Below are 16,902 nucleotides of genomic sequence, written 5' to 3' on the forward strand. Positions count from 1 at the left end.
AACATTTATTTAAACTTGTAGCTCAGTCCGATTTCATAACGCTGGTCGGCACGGCGGTCAAACGGAAGTTTGCCTGTGCTATAGCTGATATACATCCCGCCCTGCAGCCGCAGTACAAACGACAGCAACGAGTGCAGGTGCATGTCCTGTTTGCGGATTACTGCGGCTGCTCCCGGCTGCCAGTAGACCTGCCAGCAGGTTTCCAGTGCCGAATGATCACTGATCTTTGATTTTAGCGAAATTAAAACTCGTGTGCGTAAAAATTGTTCTCTCGCATCCAACACCTGATAGACACTGTCTTTTCCCGCATATACCCAGTCCAGGCCGGCGAGCAGCCCGGGAAAAGCCAGCCCGCTCGGCTTGAAGGTGCGATCTGTGCCGTTAACAAGTCTTAACAAGGCGAACGGCCAGTCCACCACATTGTACTTTGCCCAGGCTGAGCCGGGATTCCACGCGTTTATCGTATAGAACGCATGCGTTCCTGCGTAAATATGCTTTTGGCCAAAATCACGGCTGGTTTCGAGTCCAACAGTTCCGCCAAGCCGGAAATAACGCTGCACAGGCAAATTTGAACGCAGGGTTTTCAATGCCAACAGCATCGGCACGCTGTTTTTCAAGGTTTCCCGATCTACAAGTTCCACCGCAAAATCTTCCAGTCGATTGTAAATATCCGCCATCAGCGTATCTGAACCCGTTAACAATATTGTCCCGGAACAGTCGTAAAATCCGGAAATTCCGAAATTATGATAGTTTTCCGGATTGTTCCGCAGTTCAGGGGTCAGTGAACCGTCAGCAAACAGGGACATCCCCATATCAGATAAACGGCCGGGCCGGCTTGCAGGAAACGGTGTCTGCCATTCTCTTTCATATTGATAATCTACGGCCAATATCGGATGTTCGGCAAGATCGGAATCGACGGTTTTAAAGTCGAGTTTCAGATCCTTCAGCACTGCAAGCGGATGTTCGCCTGATTGGGAGACCGGCGAATCAATGGCCGTATCCAGTTCCGCTGTCTTGAGCAGCGTTTTCAATGTATCCTTTGATAGACCGGTCAACCCGGACAAATCCTGCAGGACACTGTTCAATGATGTCTGGGCCGCCAGTGGCATTGAAAACAGCACAAAACCCAAAAGCAGCAGCCATTTACTCGTTTTCCGCATACCCCTCCCTCCGAAATTTATAATACTCATCAACTTTGTCCGCCAGCACAGTCAGAGTCAGATCACCATCCGACAAACACGTTTTTAGCATAAAACGCGCCGCTGAAGAATCAACGCCCTGATGATAAGCAGCACGTCGCAGCCGGATAAAAGTATCATCTATCTGATCGGCCAATGCTTTGGCAGCAGCCCGACGTATTTGCTCATCCGCAGCGCTGTTCCAAAAAAAGAGCTCACGCATGCGCACACCTCCGGATTCCGAAAACAGCAGCTGTGACTGATCAAGTGAGTATAATGTGAACCATAATGTTTTACAGACTCGGTTTTTCTTTGACCACATGTATCTCCCCTTTCAGGTTAGTCAAGATCACCCCTTTATTCAGAAAAAATATAATCACAACCATGCAAATTTTCAAGTGCTTTTAATATTTTTTTCCTGATCAAAAATGAAATATTTTTCCCTTTTATTCATGTTTTAATTTTACTATACTTTAACAAGTAACAGGGTTGCTGGCTGTTCAGGCACAGGAACGCCAGACGTTTGACCAAAAAGAACGTCAGGTAGTGCAAAACATTATCAATGACGTGATCTTTAGCGTTCGCACACGTGAAAAACAGCAACAAACAGAGCAGAAATCAAGTCAGAGTGAGGCGAAATTTAGAAAATTAGCGAAAACAGGATAGAATCCGAAAAAGCACAATGGCTGGATTACCCTTATTTCCGATCCGGGTAAAGTCACGGTATTTGACGTTTATTTACCGGCGGGCGGCGGCAAAGCCAAAAAAAGGAGGTCAGTATTAACAATTTGAGCGGTGATAATCAAGGCATCCTTCTCATTGAGGATGAACAGACCGTCAGGAAAATATCACACGATATACTGCAGCGCAACGGATACACCGTATATGTGGCAAAAGACGGCGAAACAGGCGAGGAAGAGTTCAACAAGCACAAAGATGAACTGGCCATGGTCCTCTGCGATGTGGTTCTTCCGGATACCCGCGGGATTGATCTTGTCAATAATTTTTTACAGGAAAAATCCGATCTGGCCATCTTGATGTGCAGTGGATATGACGAAGAAGATGTTCATTTGTCGGATATTCAAAACAACGGCTATCAATTCATCCAGAAACCGTTTAATGTCAAAAGCTTGTTAACCAAGGTAAAAGAAACCCTGCAGGCGGCGCGTTAGATATCAAAAATGACGCGCGCGTACCAGTGATCGTCTTTCTGCCGGATGGTCAGTTTATGAAAGGTTACAGCCTTGATCTGCGTTTTGTAGAGATCTGCATTCAAACGGCCGGCCGCTACTCTGCAGGTGATCGCGGTATCGGTCAGCTCGGACACGAAATAATCAACAGGGCGGAATCCCTCGGTCTCTGCGAGAAAATTCAGTTCAGAAAGCCAGTTCACCAGCAGCTGTTCCCGGTCCTCCCCTGTCACAGAAATCCGTTTGCGCTTTTTTATTTGAGGATGATCCGTCTCCAGCATGATGTAAAACATCGCCTTTGCTGCCTGAACGAACAGGGACTCGGGCGATTCGGCGCGCACCTCAATGCCGATGTCACCGGTATGTTCCAGCAGGCTCACACCCTGCGGGAGATCGGAATAGTCCATAGGACCCCGTTCAGGATGCCAGATACGTTTGGATGCTTTCCGCAATCGTGCGCATAATCCAGCTGCGCTTTTCATCATCCGTTTCCAGTAATGTCAACCGGAATCCCTGCTTGCTACAGCAAAATCCGGTCAACGGTACGACGCAGATACCGGTCGCGCCCAGCAGGTAATAAACAAAACGTTTATCCGGGGCGACCGTCTCGACTTGTTCCTCAACCCGTTGTTGTATGGCCTCATTTTCGATCGGCAGCGTCTGTTTGTTGTTCAAAACACCGTCATCAAACAAAACGGCCATGTAAAACGCGCCTTTGGTGCGGTTAACGGTGATGCCATCGACTTTGGAAAACACATCATAAGCTTCATTGGCGCGCCGTTCAAACATTTTTTTACGGCGCTCAAGATGTCCTTCATAACGGGGATCTCCGATGATCAGCGGGATTGCGCGCTGGGGCAGACTGGTCGAACACACCTCGAGCATTTTGGCGTTCACCACACTCTTGATATAGCGCTGAAACACGGGATAATTGTTCTGATTGAACACTTCGATCCAGCCGCAGCGTCCGCCGGGCCACGGCAATTCTTTGGAGATGCCGCGCAAAGCCAGTCCCGGCACGTCGCCGATCACCTCACTGAGATGAATCGTTTCAGCATTATTGTAGACAATATGCGCATAGATCTCGTCGCACATGACAAATACACGGTATCTGCGGGCGATATCTACGATTGCCTCCAGAACCGAACGCGGATACACGGCTCCGGTCGGATTATCCGGATTGATCATCAGAATACCGGCAATGGAATCATTATACTTGACTTTATTTTCCAGGTCCTGCAGATCCGGCATCCATTCATTCTGAGGATCCAGTTCATAAGTCAGATGCTCATAACCGGAATGCGCCGCTTCGGCTGATGAATGAGTGGAATACGCAGGAGAGGGTCCAATGACCCGCGCTTCGCGTTTCAGAAAACCAAACAAACGCGTCACGGCATCACCGAGTCCATTGAAGAAAATAATATCATCAGGGGTAATTTGACAGCCGCCGCGCTCGTTGACAATATCCGCCAAAAATTTCCGGGTGGACGGTGTGCCCTGAGTATCCACATAGCTATAAGTCTGGTCCTGCAGCACAAGATCGGATATTTTCTGTTTGATCCAGTCCGGAAGTTTCTCACCTTTTTGCACCGGATCTCCGATATTCTCCCAGGAGATTTCCATGCCTAAATCTTTGATCTGATGGGCGATGGCGACAATCTCCCGTATTTCATAAGTCAGCTGTTCAGCACCTTCATGAACAATGTTTCGACGCATTTTATCCTCAATGTTGTTATAAACACACCAGACGGCCGCAACGGTCCGGCTGCCTTTTACTTGAAACGAATCAACGAATCATCATATTCTTCCGGTTTCTCATAACCCAAAAGATTCAGCAATGTTGCGGCTATATTCGTCAAACCCGGATTTTCCACACTATCCATTTCGTATTCGCCGCTGTTGTTTGAATCAACAATAATAAACGGCACGGGATTCAACGTGTGTGCCGTTTTCGGATCGCGTTTGCCGTCTTTTTCGGTGTACATTTCTTCAGAATTGCCGTGATCAGCCGTGACCACGGCGATACCGTTTAGTTCCCGGACCGTCTCAAGAAGCCGTCCCACGCATTCGTCTACGGTCTGCATGGCGATTACAGCAGCATCGAGTTTGCCGGTATGTCCGACCATATCGCCGTTGGCAAAATTCAAACGACCAAACTGATAGTCACCGCTGCGCAGCAGTTCGATGGTCTTGTCTGTAATTTCAACAGCTTTCATTTTCGGCGCTTTGTCAAACTCGATCCGGTCGGAAGGAATTTCCACATAAGTTTCCAGCGATTTGTCAATATAACCGGAACGGTTGCCGTTCCAGAAATAGGTGACATGCCCGAATTTCTGCGTCTCGGAAATGGCAAACATTTTGACGCCGGCGGACACCAGGTACTGGGAAATGGTTCGATCGATTTTGGGCGGCGCCACGACAAAATTTTTGGGGATATGAAGATCGCCGTCGTATTCCATCATGCCGGCGTACATGACCTCGGGGACTCGCTCGCGCTCGAATTGATCAAATCCGTCTTCATCAAAAGCCCGGGAAATTTCAATGGCGCGGTCGCCGCGAAAATTGAAATTGATCACACTGTCGCCGTCCTCTATGGAACCCACGGGTTTTCCGTCTTTATCGGCAACGACAAATTGTCCCAGATACTGATCGGTAATGTCCGAATCCCGGTCATATAATGTCTGAATCGCTTTTTCAGCGGACGAAAAGGTTTCTCCCTTGCCCAGCACATGCGTGTCCCAGCCGCGTTTGACCACATCCCAGTCCGCTTCATAGCGGTCCATGGTGGTCACCATGCGGCCGCCGCCGGATGCGATCTGATAATCATAGCCTTTTTCCTTTGAAATAGAATCCAGCAAGTCCCGAGTCGGACGAATGTAGTTCAACGCGGTCCGCTCGCCGACATCACGGCCGTCCAGCAGAGCATGTACACGCAGCGATTTGACACCCTGTTCCGCGGCTTTTTTGATCATGGCAAACAGATGATCGATGTGTGAATGTACATTGCCATCGGATAACAATCCCAGAAAATGCAGAATGCCGCCCTTTTCCGAGCGCTCGATCACGGTTTGCCAGACATCGCTTTTAAAAATATCACCCGAGTCAATAGAACGGTTGACCAGCTCCGCCCCTGAGCAAACACGCGTCCGGCTCCCAGCGCATTATGGCCGACTTCACTGTTTCCCATATCCTGGTCCGTGGGCAGGCCGACCGCCGTCCCATGCGCCTGCAGTTTGGCGAACAAAGGCTCTTTTAACAAAGATTTGAAAACCGGCATATTTGCCTGTTCAACCGCATTGCCGGGATAGGACTTGCCCAGACCGACACCGTCCATAATAATCAACAAAACGGGGCCTTTGGGTGTTCTATTCAAAGATTTTAATGCAAATTCCATATTGTCCTCTATGTTTAGTATCCTGATTTTGAGATAAATGTCAATTTAAGCATTCTTTCAGAAAATTCAAATGTCTAATTGCCGCGGAACAGCGATTCGGAACGGTCTCAGCCTCAAAACCGATTTAGGTAACCGTTATGTGCCGAAAAATAGTGGCACATAACGGTAAAACATTGATTTTTCATAGAATATTTACTATTTTTATAATTATCATATTATGCAAACATGAAAATCACTATAAATGGAGACCGTTATGAAATCTCTCGAAATCAAAGAACTCGCAATCCACACCATTCGCAGTTTGTCGATGGATGGTGTGCAAAAAGCAAAATCCGGCCACCCGGGCACGCCCATGGCAATGGCCCCTTTGGCTTATACGCTATATAAAGATGTGATGAACCACAATCCGGGAAATCCGGACTGGTTCAACCGCGACCGATTCGTCCTCTCAGCCGGCCACGCTTCCATGCTGCTGTATTCAATTCTACACCTGAGCGGATACAATGTAACACTGGACGATTTAAAAAACTTTCGCCAGCTCGGCAGCATCACGCCGGGGCATCCGGAAGTCGGTTGCTGCGGTGGCGTTGAAACCACCACCGGTCCGCTCGGACAGGGCATTGCCAATACAGTCGGTATGGCCATTGCCGAAGCTCACCTGGCGGCGATATTTAATAAAGAGGAATTTAAGCTGATCGATCATTACAGCTACGCTCTCTGCGGCGACGGTGATTTGATGGAAGGCTTGTCGCATGAAGCGGCAGCCATAGCCGGACACCTGGGACTGGGCAAGCTGATGTGGTTTTACGATGATAATCATATCACCATCGAGGGGAAAACCGATCTTGCTTATTCTGATGATGTCCAGAAACGGTTTGAGGCCTACGGATGGCATGTAATCAATCTCGGCGAAAAGGCCAATGATACAGACGCATTAAAAAACGCCATTCAAACAGCCAAATCCGAAACCGGCAAACCCTCACTTGTTATCATACGCTCGCATATCGGTTACGGCGCGCCCACATTGCAGGACACCAGCACCGTTCACGGCGCACCGCTGGGCGAAGACGAAATCAAAGCAACCAAAAAGTTCTACGGACTGCCGGAAGATGAAACGTTCCGGGTGCCGGAACAAGTATACGAGCACATGTCTGATATTCAAATTAAGGGTAAAGCCAAAAGAGAAAGAATGGAATGACTTGTTCGCCCGCTACAAAAAAGAATATCCTGAACTGGCCGAGCAGTTTGAGAACGCCGTCTCCGGAACCCTGGCTTCTGACTGGGACAGCGCAATCAAAGCCTACAAACCGGAAGACGGTCCGCAGGCCACACGCAACATCGGCGGTCAAGTCATGAACGCCATCGCCGATAAGGTGCCCTTTCTGATCGGCGGCAGCGCAGATCTGAATCCGTCGACCAAAACATTTATCGAAAACAGTGATTATGTTGCCAAAAACGCGTATCAAAACAAAAATATCGCCTGGGGTGTTCGTGAACTGGGTATGTGCGGCGCCACCTCCGGCATAGCCCTGCACGGCGGACTGCGTCCTTTTGCCAGCACCTTTTTCGTATTTAGCGATTACGCGCGGCCGGCCATTCGTCTGGCTGCCATCATGAAAGTGCCGGCGATTTATGTCATGACACACGATTCAATCGGTGTCGGTGAAGACGGTCCCACCCACCAGCCCGTGGAGCATATGGCCGCTCTGCGCTGTATCCCGGGACTCACCGTCATTCGTCCGGCAGACGCCAATGAAACAGCCTGGGCATGGCGAGCGGCAATAAAGAATACCGATGGTCCCACCATGCTGTTGTTCACCCGCCAAAAACTGCCCGTGATCGACCAGGCCGCCTATGCTCCGGCAAGCGGTGTGCTGAAAGGCGCTTATATCCTTTGCAAAGAGGACGGAAATACACCGGACGTGATTCTGATCGCCACCGGATCCGAAGTGCCCCTGGTGCTGGAGGCTCAAAAGCAGCTGAAATCGTCGAACATTGACGCCCGGGTGGTCAGCATGCCCAGCTGGGAACTCTTTCGACAGCAAAACGATTCCTACCGTGACGAGGTTCTGCCGCCGAAAATCAAGGCCAGACTGGCCGTGGAAGCCGGTGTGTCACAGGGATGGTCCGAATGGGTGGGCGCAGACGGCGATGTTCTCAGTTTGAACGCTTTCGGTAAAAGCGGTCCCTATTCCAAGGTGTTTGAACATTTCGGCCTGACCCCCGACAATATCGTCAAACGCGCAAAAGCGCTGCTGTAATTCCGAGTCGCAACCGAAATATCCGGATCGTTCTCATATGATCCTGTAAATTGACAAAAAGAGAGCCTGAAGAGGCTCTCTTTTTTTTATCGCCTGTTGTTTGGTACTTTTTTACCCAATGAGTAATTTATCCCCACTTTTTTAGAATTTTTTCTTAATATTACATTTTCCGTCTTGAAATTATTTTAATTATTTTTTTCAACACTTATTTTTAATGGTTTTAACTGCTTTTTTTAGCCGGGGCATTTTCGACCGGTTGAGGGGTTTGGCATGAGAATTGAGGGTATATAAAGCAGAAAGCAATAAAATAAAAAGGTGCAACCATGAAACGCATTTACATTATATACTCTTTTCTCATACTTTTAATGACAGGCCTGCCGCTCACAGCCCAGGTCATCCCGACATTTGACACAGCTGTCGTGGACGGAAATCATAATGAATGGACTGAAGAAGATATTGCTTATAACCTGACACACACGAATGGTAAAACGGTCTATGGCCAGATATCTTTAAGATTCGACGACAACAGCCAAACCCTATATGTGTATACCCATACCAACGATGAACACCCGATTGTTTCATCACAATACGCAGGCATTAAAATAAAAAGCGCAAATTCTGTAGACAACAATTCGAATTCATTCTTTTGGATCAACCCGGACGCGAACGATCACGCAGAAGGCTTTGAAGCCGCAATCGAGATATCCGGGACATCATCCCCAGATATCTGGATCGAATGTTCTGTAATAGACGGCAATAAAACAAGCAATGCGAAAACCAGGTGGATCACCCTTGAACTGGAACCCTACGATCACGGTGACGCTCCTTCTTCAAGAGGTTATTCCAATGCCAAACATAAAATCAAACCCAAGCACCTGCGCCTGGGCGATTTAATAGACTATGAAGAACACCCCCTGTCGAATGAAATGGCATCCGCTGATGACAATAGCAACGAGAATGATGAAGACGGAATCACTTTTCTCAAAGACGGGCAGCCCATTAGCCCGGTCATGCTTGAAAAAGGCAATGTGTTTCAGATCCGCGCCCAGGTTTACAACAAAACCGGCCGCAGCGCTCTTTTAGCAGGCTGGATCGATTACAATGGCGACGGAACCTTTGCAGCTGATGAAAAAGTCATCTCACATTCGTTTAACAGTCGTGGATATATGCAGAGCTGGACCAGTCCGGAACTGACCGTGCCTGAAGAAGATTTTGTGATCACCGGTGATCTCACATTCGCGCGGTTTCGGGTGGTGGAACAAAACACAGCAGCCGCAAACAACAACAGCGTGAATAGCATGACTGTTGCCGCTATCAACGGCATTAACAGCGAGATTACGGTTGGAGATATATCACCGGACGGTACTTCCGGTGCAGGCGAAGTCGAGGATTACTGGGTGCAGTTTGATGAGCCCTATGATCCCGTCGCAGTAACATTGTCATCTTTTACGGCAACTGAACAGGCTGACGGTGTTGAACTCAACTGGAGAGTTGAGACAGAGGTTAACCATGCTGGTTATAATATTTATCGCAGCTATTCAAAAGAGGGTTCGTTCGAAAAAGCAAACTCTGAAATGATCATCAACACATCATTCGGGTCCAGCGGCCCTGCCGAGTATTCTTTTTTGGATAAAAGTACCACAACAGGCAGCGTGTATTATCAGCTTGAGGCGGTTGATCTGAACGGACAGACAGAACTGTTTGATCCGATTTCGATCACATTGACGACCACAATGATAGAAGAATCGGCCCAGACACCGACCGAGCTGAAGCTAAACCCCAATTATCCGAATCCGTTCAATCCGATAACAACAATCCGTTTTGACCTCCCGATTGATATGCGGATTACCGTGGATATTTACAATATGAACGGACAGTTGGTGCGGACGTTGATTAACGGCCAGCGCTCCGCAGGCTCACATTCGGTGACCTGGGACGGCGCTGATCAGCATGGTTTTAAAGTCGCCAGTGGTATCTATATTTACCGTTTACAGACACCGGAGACATCACAATCAAAGCGTATGACTCTGGCCAGATAATGAGAAAGCCCGGTTCGGTTGAATCGGGCTTTTTTTTTTGCCTTCCGCTTATTGAGGCGGCCTGTATTTTCGCGCCTTGCGCCATTGCCTCAGCTTGATAATAAACACACCGTAACGACTGGTCAGAAAACTCCACAATGCAAATCGCAGTGATGATGTACGGCGCGCCAGCCGCATGATGAACGATTCCATACGTTCGATACGCTCTTGCTGCGATGAAACATCGGTTACCGTCCGGTCATACTCCGGAACCGGCGTCCCTTTTTTGCGCAGCCGATGCACGCGTATATAGGCGGTTACGCCTTTTTTGCGCGCATGCAGTTTGTGAGTCTGATAGTTCTGATCCTCGGACACGTCCTGGATCAACAGGTCGCCGGCCGATTCGGCCGACTGCATCACCTGCACACCCCGATCCGTTCGCGCCAGCAGACGCGATTGCGCTTTGTACAGATAGCGTCCCCGGGCATTACGGGTCCAGGCATCGGACACCGAGATATCCGCAAATTCAGAAGAGCCGTCCACGCATGTCTGGCAGCGCGGCGGACTGTACAAATAGGTGAGATAATTGATCGCCCCGTCCTTGAAATTGGAATAGTGCAGCGGCCGGATGGTGTCATTTTTCAGTGTGGCGCGGATTTTTCCCGGCCAGTCCCCGCCGCGGTATTCAAACCACTTGATATCGTTTTTATCAATTCCTTTGGATCTTAACATTTCATCAGTCACCCGGGGTTCCAGGGAACTGGCGCAAAACAATCCGATCAGAACAGAAATTTTACTCACCGTTTTGGGCGCCTTTTCTTCAGCCAGGCGCAACCCGTGAATCTGACAGGGCAAAGCCGCAATGGCATATTGCCCCTCGAGGCTTTTCAAAGTCTGCAACACCTCATTGACCGGTATGACAATATATTTTGACTGTTGACTCTGAAGCAGCTCGTCCAGAGTGCGCGCCACAAACACCTCTCCCTCCCACGGCCGCCCCGGATTCATTCGGCAGACAATGCAGCCGTCCACCTGTCCGCTTTTCAGCAAATGCCACATCAAACCGGTGATCACCCCGCCGCCGGCCGCGCCTTTTCTGATTGCTTTGTTTTCAGCGTATCCGACAAATGTTTTCTGCACATGGCCGTCAAAGTGATCCGTCATCTGTTCATGACCAAAAGTGATGCGGGTTAAATCCCGATACGGAACGCTGCCGCCCGGACAGGTTTTGCTGCACAATCCGCATTCAATACAGGCTTGCTCATCGATTTTGGGAAAACGGTTTTCATCTTCACTCAGGGCCTGTGTCGGACACACACCGATACAGGTGCCGCAGCGGGTACAGAGATCCGTGTTGGTAAAACTGATACTGAGAATGTTGCGGTCAATATGCATATACACCTTTCACGTTTAAAAAAAAGCCACCCGCTTACGGGTGGCCTATTGCAGAAAATAGGATTCTTCTTGACAAATGGACCGTGATTAGTTACGATTCATACAGTTGAGTTCCTCAAAGGCCTGTTTTAGGCGATGAATCATGGACTCTTCACCGGCGCGCAGCCATTTGCGCGGATCATAGACCTTTTTGTTCGGTTTGTCTTCGCCGTCCGGATTGCCGATCTGCGCCTGCAGATAATCCTTTTTATCATTATAGTACTCCAGAATACCTTTCCAGAACGCCCACTGGGTATCGGTGTCGATATTCATCTTGATTACCCCGTAGGAAATCGCTTCTTTAATATCCTCGGCAGATGAACCGGATCCGCCATGGAACACAAAATTCACCGGTTTTTCCCGCGTCCCGTATTTTTCCTGAATATGTTTCTGCGAATCATTCAGAATGGCCGGACGCAGCACAACATTACCGGGCTTGTAAACACCGTGAACATTGCCGAATGCCGCGGCAATGGTAAAGTTGTCACTGACTTTGCTCAGCTGTTCATAGGCATAAGCCACTTCTTCAGGCTGGGTATACAGCGAGGCATTGTCCACATCGGTATTATCCACACCGTCTTCCTCACCGCCGGTGATACCGAGCTCAATTTCCAGGGTCATGCCGATCTTGTCCATGCGCGCCAGATACTCGGAGTCGATTTTGATGTTTTCTTCCAAAGTTTCTTCGGACAAATCCAGCATATGCGACGAGAACAAGGGTTTACCGTGTTGTTTATAAAACGCTTCACCCGCATTTAGCAGTCCATCGATCCACGGCAGCAATTTGCGCGCCGCGTGATCGGTATGCAGGATCACCGGAACCCCATAAGCCTCAGCCAGACGATGCACGTGTTCGGCTCCGGCCACGGCGCCTAAAATACCGGATTGCTGATTGTCATTTGCCAATCCTTTGCCGGCGTTAAACGCGGCGCCGCCGTTGGAGAACTGGATGATAACCGGTGACTTTACCTTGGCGGCGGCTTCCAGCACCGCATTGATCGAGTCACTGCCAACAACATTCACGGCCGGCAAGGCAAACTCATTGTCCTTGGCGATCCTGAACAGTTTTTTAACATCATCTCCGGTAACCACACCGGGTTTAATAGAGTCAAGAACTTTCATAGAATGCACTCCTTTTTTTCGTTTGTTATGTTTATAATGATAATACAGTAAAAAGAATCAGAACCGGAATCGTAAATGCCAGGCTCATGAGAACATAAGCCCCCAAAGCCCGCCAGACCGAAAACCGGTTCACTTCGGCCAATGTGCTGAACAGAATGTACAGGCCAAAGATCGTCACGACAAAATCGACAAAGCTGAATAATTCAAACAGTACGTTCAGCACGGTTTGCGATTCGAGAAATGATTTATCCGCCTGAAACAATTCATCCCGGAACAGGATATATTTGATTCCCCACAGGGGGAGCAGATAAATCATGGGCGCCCAGGACCAGGCCATGCACATACGCGTTTCGTGAACTCCGGCCTCGCCGCCCAGTTTATCGGCAATCCAGTACAACACCAGACCGCCCAGCGACAAGGCAACAAATCCACTCAACGGACCGGCAATCAGCGACATGGCCAGAATTTCGCCCATTCCCAGCATATCACCCAGACTCATAGCCGAGGCATAGCTGAGAGCATGCGCAATGCCCCCGAAGAACAGCAGCCGCAGCAAATGTTTCCGGGGTTCATGATCAACGATCCAGCGAATCGTCGCTCTGGGACTCAGCCAGATAGTTTTCCAGGGATCAGGATGATCGCTCATAGATACAAATACTCTTGGTTAAAAAAACCGATTCACCAGCTTGTCAAAATGCACAAACATCGGTTTATGATATTCTTCGGGCAAATGACGCCGCAGGGCGTCTGCCATGGATTGCATATACCATTTCTGCTGCTCATAACCGCGGGAAAAACGCTCCCAGAACTGTTCGCCGGATGTTTGGAATTCCCGGGTCATGGTTGATAAATTATGATATTTATCCGCAGCAGCATGATCCATTTCACCTGCGGCTCTGCCGAACCGGCGCGTTCGATCATTGCTTTTTTTCGCTGCTCCCACGGCAATGTCTTTTCCGGCTCGGTACACGCATCAACCATGTCGGCAATCCCGTTTCCGAATTGCTCGCGGATCAATGCAAGCGTCACAGTCGTATCTTCAATGGTATCATGAAGCAGACCGGCGATCACCACCGGTTCCGGACAGCGCTGCTGTCTCAGAATAGAGGCAACCGCAAACGGATGCACGATATACGGTACATCCGTGCCTTTTCGCAACTGACCCTGATGCGCCACCGCCGCAAACCGAATCGCTTTGTCAAACGCTTGGCTGTGCATCAACCCTGACTTTGTATGAGCGGCAAGCGCCGGTAGTATGTGATTCGTTCAATGAACAACGCTTCAAAGACACTCGATGGAAGCGTCCAACCTCTATGTTCGGGTTCAACCGTCAATCCGAAATTCTCCGTTTAATTGTAAAGATACAAGTTTAGTGAATTTATTTCAAAATTTCAAGTAAAACCAACCGGCACCGGCAAAAATCGCTCAAATTCAGCTGTAAAACGTAAAATTCATCTTGACTTTACCCGCCTGATTTCATATATTTTACGACGTTTTAGCCGAGGTGGTGAAATTGGTAGACGCACTGGATTCAAAATCCAGCGGGGTTCGCTCCGTGCGGGTTCGATTCCCGCCCTCGGCACGCAAGTCTTCTGAACAACAAAGGCATGATTGCTGAATTGACGATCATGCCTTTTTTTATTTTAAATATCAATTAGGGGGACAAGCCACGAATCCGGACGGCCGGCCATGAACACCCGTTCTCCCTCGATTCAGAAACAGGTCGGTTGAATGCGCACACGAATCAAAATCAACGGACACACAGACCATCCGAAGAACAGTAAAGCCACTCAATATCGTCCGATTCCAACCGGCAATACTCGAACTATAATATCCCGTATCCGTTTCCCGCATATCTCGTCCCTGAAACCTCCCACCTCATCCCGCGCACCACATACCCCGCTCCCCCGACCCTCGCCTCTCCCAGCGCCAATAGCGGTCTTTACAAAATCCAGCCATCCAGTTCCTCATACCCTCTACCCCGACCTACTACAGACCGCAAACCACAGCGTATCGCAACATCCCAGCCCTGAAAGGGCGGCATAAAAAAACTCCGGGCAGCGCCCGGAGTCGATTCATCAACATAATTTAGCTCCAACGGAGCGGCATCAAACGCATACAGGGGTTCGCTTGATCCTTTTCCCGAACCTCAAACCCCAATACCCCGCCTACCCGACTACAGACTACAAACCGGTTACCGCAAACCACAGCGTATCGCAACATCCCAGCCCTGAAAGGGCGGCATAAAAAAGCTCCGGGCAGCGCCCGGAGTCGATTCATCAGCATAATTTAGCTCCAACGGAGCGGCATCAAACGCATACAAAGGTTCGCTTGACCCTTTTCCCGAACCTCAAACCCCAATACCCCGCCTACCCGACTACAGACTGCAAACCGGTTACCGCAAACCACAGCGTATCGCAACATCCCAGCCCTGAAAGGGCGGCATAAAAAGCTCCGGGCAGCGCCCGGAGTCGATTCATCAGCATAATTTAGCTCCAACGGAGCGGCATCAAACGCATACAAAGGTTCGCTTGATCACTCGTTCAGCAGCACCTCGACCAGCGCCTCATTGATCTCTCCGTTCTCAATGATACCAAAACCGCCCTTGTAATCCCAGGTGGTCCAGGGGATATCCCGGGATTCGAAAATCGAGCGCACATCCCGGTACCATTGCAGGCGATCCTCCTGCGGCACCGTCGACAGACACCCCCACTCGCCGCAGTACAGGGACAGTCCGGTTTCTTTGCGTTTTTCCAGCGGTTCGCCGAGCAGAGATTCGAGTTTTTCGCGGTTATACACGCCATTGTTGTCCTGAATCTTCTCACGCACCGCTTCCGGATACGACTCCAGGTCCTCGGGCTGCACCAGTTGCCCGGGATAGTGCACGGGACCAGCATACTCGCCGGCGAGCCGCCACCAGCTCGCCTGATGATGCGTCAGGGGCATGGGCGTATAAAGTGAAAACTCAAGATGATGTTGGGATCATCCTGCGGCACCTCTAATTCACTGAACGTGTCCACGGACTGCCAGCGGTTGGAGCCAACCACCACCATGCGGTTCGGTTCCTGCTCGCGCACCGCACCCAGGGCGCGCTGATACAGGCGGTTCCACTCGTCCGCATCCTCGGCCACCGGTTCATTGAACAGTTCATACGCCAGCATGGACACGGGATAGTCCTTGAGCTCATCCGACAAATCGCGCCAGCACTGCACAAAGCGGTCCTGGGCGGTCGAGTCCTGCCACAGCGGCCGTTCGATTTCGTTGAAATGATGCGAGCGCAGAATATGCAGATCCACGATGACGCTCAAACCATATTCAGCGCACCAGTCGAGCGCCGCATGCAGCAGCTCAAACGCCTCTGCTTCCTTTTCCCCGTCCGGCGTCCACAACTGCTCCTCATCCACCGGAATGCGGATATGATCAAATCCCAGCGAATCCAGCAGCTGCACATCCGACTCGGTGAACCAGGCGCGTCTCGCCTCGCCGCGGCGATCGCTCTGCGACAGCCAGTGAGAAATATTGGTGCCGCGATGAATCTCGAATGGTTCTACCGATGTTCCGCACCGCAGTGAACATACAATCAGCATCCCCAGTACTCCATAAATCGTCCCTTTCATATCCACCTCGTTTTTGGTTTGACAGCTAAAGTCTTGCCGTTTTTGTAATTTAAACATAAAAATGAATTTTCCCAGATTTTTCTCCATTTTCCGGAGATTGACATATCCGGGTAATTAAAGCACCTTGTAAAGTTTTGCTTATTTTTAAGAGGAGGTATCCCCCTTGCTGCAACCAGGCTGCCCGCCCTGTGTTGTAGGTCGACCAGGTTGGTCGACCGGCGAAACCGGACGGGCCGCACCCGACAACCGTCTGATCCCGTTTGGACCTCGTACCGCAAAACCACACACCTCATATCATATATCACAACCCCCAAACCTCCGATGTTCCCTTATTCCCATTTCTATCCTTGTTCCCAAATTGTATTTGGGAACACCATTGCATGGGAAACTGTGTTTCCAGTGTCATCATTGCAACCGTGACATTCCAGGCTACCGTTCTCTTTCGATTCAGAAAAGTCTACGTAGAGTTGAAGGCAAAATATACGTATAGCTCGTTTCAAGCTACACCCGGGGAAGGCTATCATCGACCTGAAATAAAATCAAAACAATGATTAGACAGATATCCAAACTTAAGCTCACCGGATTTAAAGGGGGAAGCATCCCCCTCGCTGCAGCCAGGCTGCCCGCCCCGTATCATTCGTACCGATAGTGACAGGCAATCACCAAAGGCGGGCACCGGCTCACTAAA

Annotated in this window: 15 protein-coding genes, 1 tRNA gene and 1 pseudogene; 5 read left to right on the forward strand and 12 right to left on the reverse strand. The window is 49.7% G+C overall.

Translation table 11 applies throughout. The annotated features are described in order from the left end of the window. Nucleotides 1–5 precede the first annotated feature (5 nt). Nucleotides 6–1,160 (reverse strand): hypothetical protein, encoded by a 1,155-nt coding sequence (locus U5R06_14840; protein ID MDZ7724041.1) that lies wholly within the window; start codon nt 1,158–1,160, stop codon nt 6–8. Continuing rightward, complete coding sequence (locus tag U5R06_14845) at nt 1,144–1,500, reverse strand: hypothetical protein (GenBank protein ID MDZ7724042.1); 357 nt, start codon at nt 1,498–1,500, stop codon at nt 1,144–1,146. Before U5R06_14845 ends, U5R06_14840 begins: the two co-directional genes overlap by 17 nt. Nucleotides 1,501–1,966: 466 nt before the next feature. Here U5R06_14845 and U5R06_14850 point away from each other — a divergent pair, with 466 nt between their 5' ends. Continuing rightward, nucleotides 1,967–2,350 (forward strand): response regulator, encoded by a 384-nt coding sequence (locus tag U5R06_14850; GenBank protein MDZ7724043.1) that lies wholly within the window; start codon nt 1,967–1,969, stop codon nt 2,348–2,350. Here the strand turns inward: U5R06_14850 and U5R06_14855 are convergent. From U5R06_14855 to gpmI, 3 genes and pseudogenes are all read right to left on the reverse strand, one after another. Further along, complete coding sequence (locus U5R06_14855) at nt 2,347–2,853, reverse strand: archease (GenBank protein MDZ7724044.1); 507 nt, start codon at nt 2,851–2,853, stop codon at nt 2,347–2,349. The genes U5R06_14850 and U5R06_14855 overlap by 4 nt on opposite strands. After that, on the reverse strand, nt 2,786–4,084 hold the full coding sequence (locus U5R06_14860; protein MDZ7724045.1) for a pyridoxal phosphate-dependent aminotransferase: 1,299 nt from the start codon (nt 4,082–4,084) through the stop codon (nt 2,786–2,788). Before U5R06_14860 ends, U5R06_14855 begins: the two co-directional genes overlap by 68 nt. A 56-nt stretch (nt 4,085–4,140) precedes the next feature. Next, nucleotides 4,141–5,762: pseudogene (gene gpmI / locus U5R06_14865) on the reverse strand (2,3-bisphosphoglycerate-independent phosphoglycerate mutase). A gap of 253 nt (nt 5,763–6,015) precedes the next feature. On the opposite strand from gpmI, the gene U5R06_14870 reads away from it, so the two are divergent. The 3 genes from U5R06_14870 (at nt 6,016) to U5R06_14880 (ending at nt 10,062) form a co-directional block, all read left to right on the forward strand. Then, on the forward strand, nt 6,016–6,960 hold the full coding sequence (locus U5R06_14870) for a hypothetical protein (GenBank protein ID MDZ7724046.1): 945 nt from the start codon (nt 6,016–6,018) through the stop codon (nt 6,958–6,960). Then, nucleotides 6,872–8,023, forward strand: coding sequence for a transketolase C-terminal domain-containing protein (locus U5R06_14875; GenBank protein ID MDZ7724047.1), 1,152 nt, complete (start codon nt 6,872–6,874; stop codon nt 8,021–8,023). Before U5R06_14870 ends, U5R06_14875 begins: the two co-directional genes overlap by 89 nt. 323 nt (nt 8,024–8,346) lie before the next feature. Beyond that, nucleotides 8,347–10,062 (forward strand): FlgD immunoglobulin-like domain containing protein, encoded by a 1,716-nt coding sequence (locus U5R06_14880; protein MDZ7724048.1) that lies wholly within the window; start codon nt 8,347–8,349, stop codon nt 10,060–10,062. 48 nt (nt 10,063–10,110) lie between these two features. Here U5R06_14880 and U5R06_14885 read toward each other — a convergent pair whose 3' ends face one another. The 5 genes from U5R06_14885 to U5R06_14905 form a co-directional block, all read right to left on the reverse strand. Beyond that, complete coding sequence (locus tag U5R06_14885) at nt 10,111–11,436, reverse strand: Coenzyme F420 hydrogenase/dehydrogenase, beta subunit C-terminal domain (protein MDZ7724049.1); 1,326 nt, start codon at nt 11,434–11,436, stop codon at nt 10,111–10,113. Nucleotides 11,437–11,523: 87 nt separating this feature from the next. Then, a complete protein-coding gene (gene fbaA / locus U5R06_14890) occupies nt 11,524–12,597 on the reverse strand; it encodes a class II fructose-bisphosphate aldolase (protein ID MDZ7724050.1) in 1,074 nt (357 codons plus the stop codon). 31 nt (nt 12,598–12,628) lie between these two features. Further along, nucleotides 12,629–13,243 (reverse strand): Yip1 family protein, encoded by a 615-nt coding sequence (locus U5R06_14895; protein ID MDZ7724051.1) that lies wholly within the window; start codon nt 13,241–13,243, stop codon nt 12,629–12,631. Nucleotides 13,244–13,261: 18 nt separating this feature from the next. Next, nucleotides 13,262–13,480 (reverse strand): hypothetical protein, encoded by a 219-nt coding sequence (locus U5R06_14900; protein MDZ7724052.1) that lies wholly within the window; start codon nt 13,478–13,480, stop codon nt 13,262–13,264. Then, nucleotides 13,435–13,815, reverse strand: coding sequence for an HD domain-containing protein (locus U5R06_14905; protein MDZ7724053.1), 381 nt, complete (start codon nt 13,813–13,815; stop codon nt 13,435–13,437). Before U5R06_14905 ends, U5R06_14900 begins: the two co-directional genes overlap by 46 nt. Nucleotides 13,816–14,095: 280 nt before the next feature. On the opposite strand from U5R06_14905, the gene U5R06_14910 reads away from it, so the two are divergent. Continuing rightward, nucleotides 14,096–14,179: transfer RNA gene (locus tag U5R06_14910), tRNA-Leu, on the forward strand. A 953-nt stretch (nt 14,180–15,132) separates the two neighbouring features. On the opposite strand, the gene U5R06_14915 is transcribed toward U5R06_14910, so the two are convergent. Together U5R06_14915 and U5R06_14920 are read right to left on the reverse strand one after the other, a co-directional pair. After that, the gene (locus U5R06_14915) at nt 15,133–15,543 is read right to left on the reverse strand and encodes a hypothetical protein (protein ID MDZ7724054.1); all 411 of its coding nucleotides are present in this window, start codon (nt 15,541–15,543) and stop codon (nt 15,133–15,135) included. Next, nucleotides 15,534–16,214, reverse strand: coding sequence for a glycoside hydrolase family 5 protein (locus U5R06_14920; protein ID MDZ7724055.1), 681 nt, complete (start codon nt 16,212–16,214; stop codon nt 15,534–15,536). Before U5R06_14920 ends, U5R06_14915 begins: the two co-directional genes overlap by 10 nt. Nucleotides 16,215–16,902 lie beyond the last annotated feature (688 nt).

The sequence above is a fragment of the candidate division KSB1 bacterium genome (assembly GCA_034521575.1).
Classification (GTDB): domain Bacteria; phylum Zhuqueibacterota; class Zhuqueibacteria; order Residuimicrobiales; family Krinioviventaceae; genus JAXHMJ01.

Coding starts and splice junctions, on each gene's coding strand:
- U5R06_14915 (MDZ7724054.1), bottom strand. CDS start 15,543: ATGCCCCTGACGCATCATCAGGCGAGCTGGTGGCGGCTCGCCGGCGAG.
- U5R06_14900 (MDZ7724052.1), bottom strand. CDS start 13,480: ATGGATCATGCTGCTGCGGATAAATATCATAATTTATCAACCATGACC.
- U5R06_14860 (MDZ7724045.1), bottom strand. CDS start 4,084: ATGCGTCGAAACATTGTTCATGAAGGTGCTGAACAGCTGACTTATGAA.
- U5R06_14840 (MDZ7724041.1), bottom strand. CDS start 1,160: ATGCGGAAAACGAGTAAATGGCTGCTGCTTTTGGGTTTTGTGCTGTTT.
- U5R06_14875 (MDZ7724047.1), top strand. CDS start 6,872: ATGAAACGTTCCGGGTGCCGGAACAAGTATACGAGCACATGTCTGATA.
- U5R06_14880 (MDZ7724048.1), top strand. CDS start 8,347: ATGAAACGCATTTACATTATATACTCTTTTCTCATACTTTTAATGACA.
- U5R06_14870 (MDZ7724046.1), top strand. CDS start 6,016: ATGAAATCTCTCGAAATCAAAGAACTCGCAATCCACACCATTCGCAGT.
- fbaA (MDZ7724050.1), bottom strand. CDS start 12,597: ATGAAAGTTCTTGACTCTATTAAACCCGGTGTGGTTACCGGAGATGAT.
- U5R06_14845 (MDZ7724042.1), bottom strand. CDS start 1,500: ATGTGGTCAAAGAAAAACCGAGTCTGTAAAACATTATGGTTCACATTA.
- U5R06_14885 (MDZ7724049.1), bottom strand. CDS start 11,436: ATGCATATTGACCGCAACATTCTCAGTATCAGTTTTACCAACACGGAT.
- U5R06_14895 (MDZ7724051.1), bottom strand. CDS start 13,243: ATGAGCGATCATCCTGATCCCTGGAAAACTATCTGGCTGAGTCCCAGA.
- U5R06_14920 (MDZ7724055.1), bottom strand. CDS start 16,214: ATGAAAGGGACGATTTATGGAGTACTGGGGATGCTGATTGTATGTTCA.
- U5R06_14905 (MDZ7724053.1), bottom strand. CDS start 13,815: ATGCACAGCCAAGCGTTTGACAAAGCGATTCGGTTTGCGGCGGTGGCG.
- U5R06_14855 (MDZ7724044.1), bottom strand. CDS start 2,853: ATGATGAAAAGCGCAGCTGGATTATGCGCACGATTGCGGAAAGCATCC.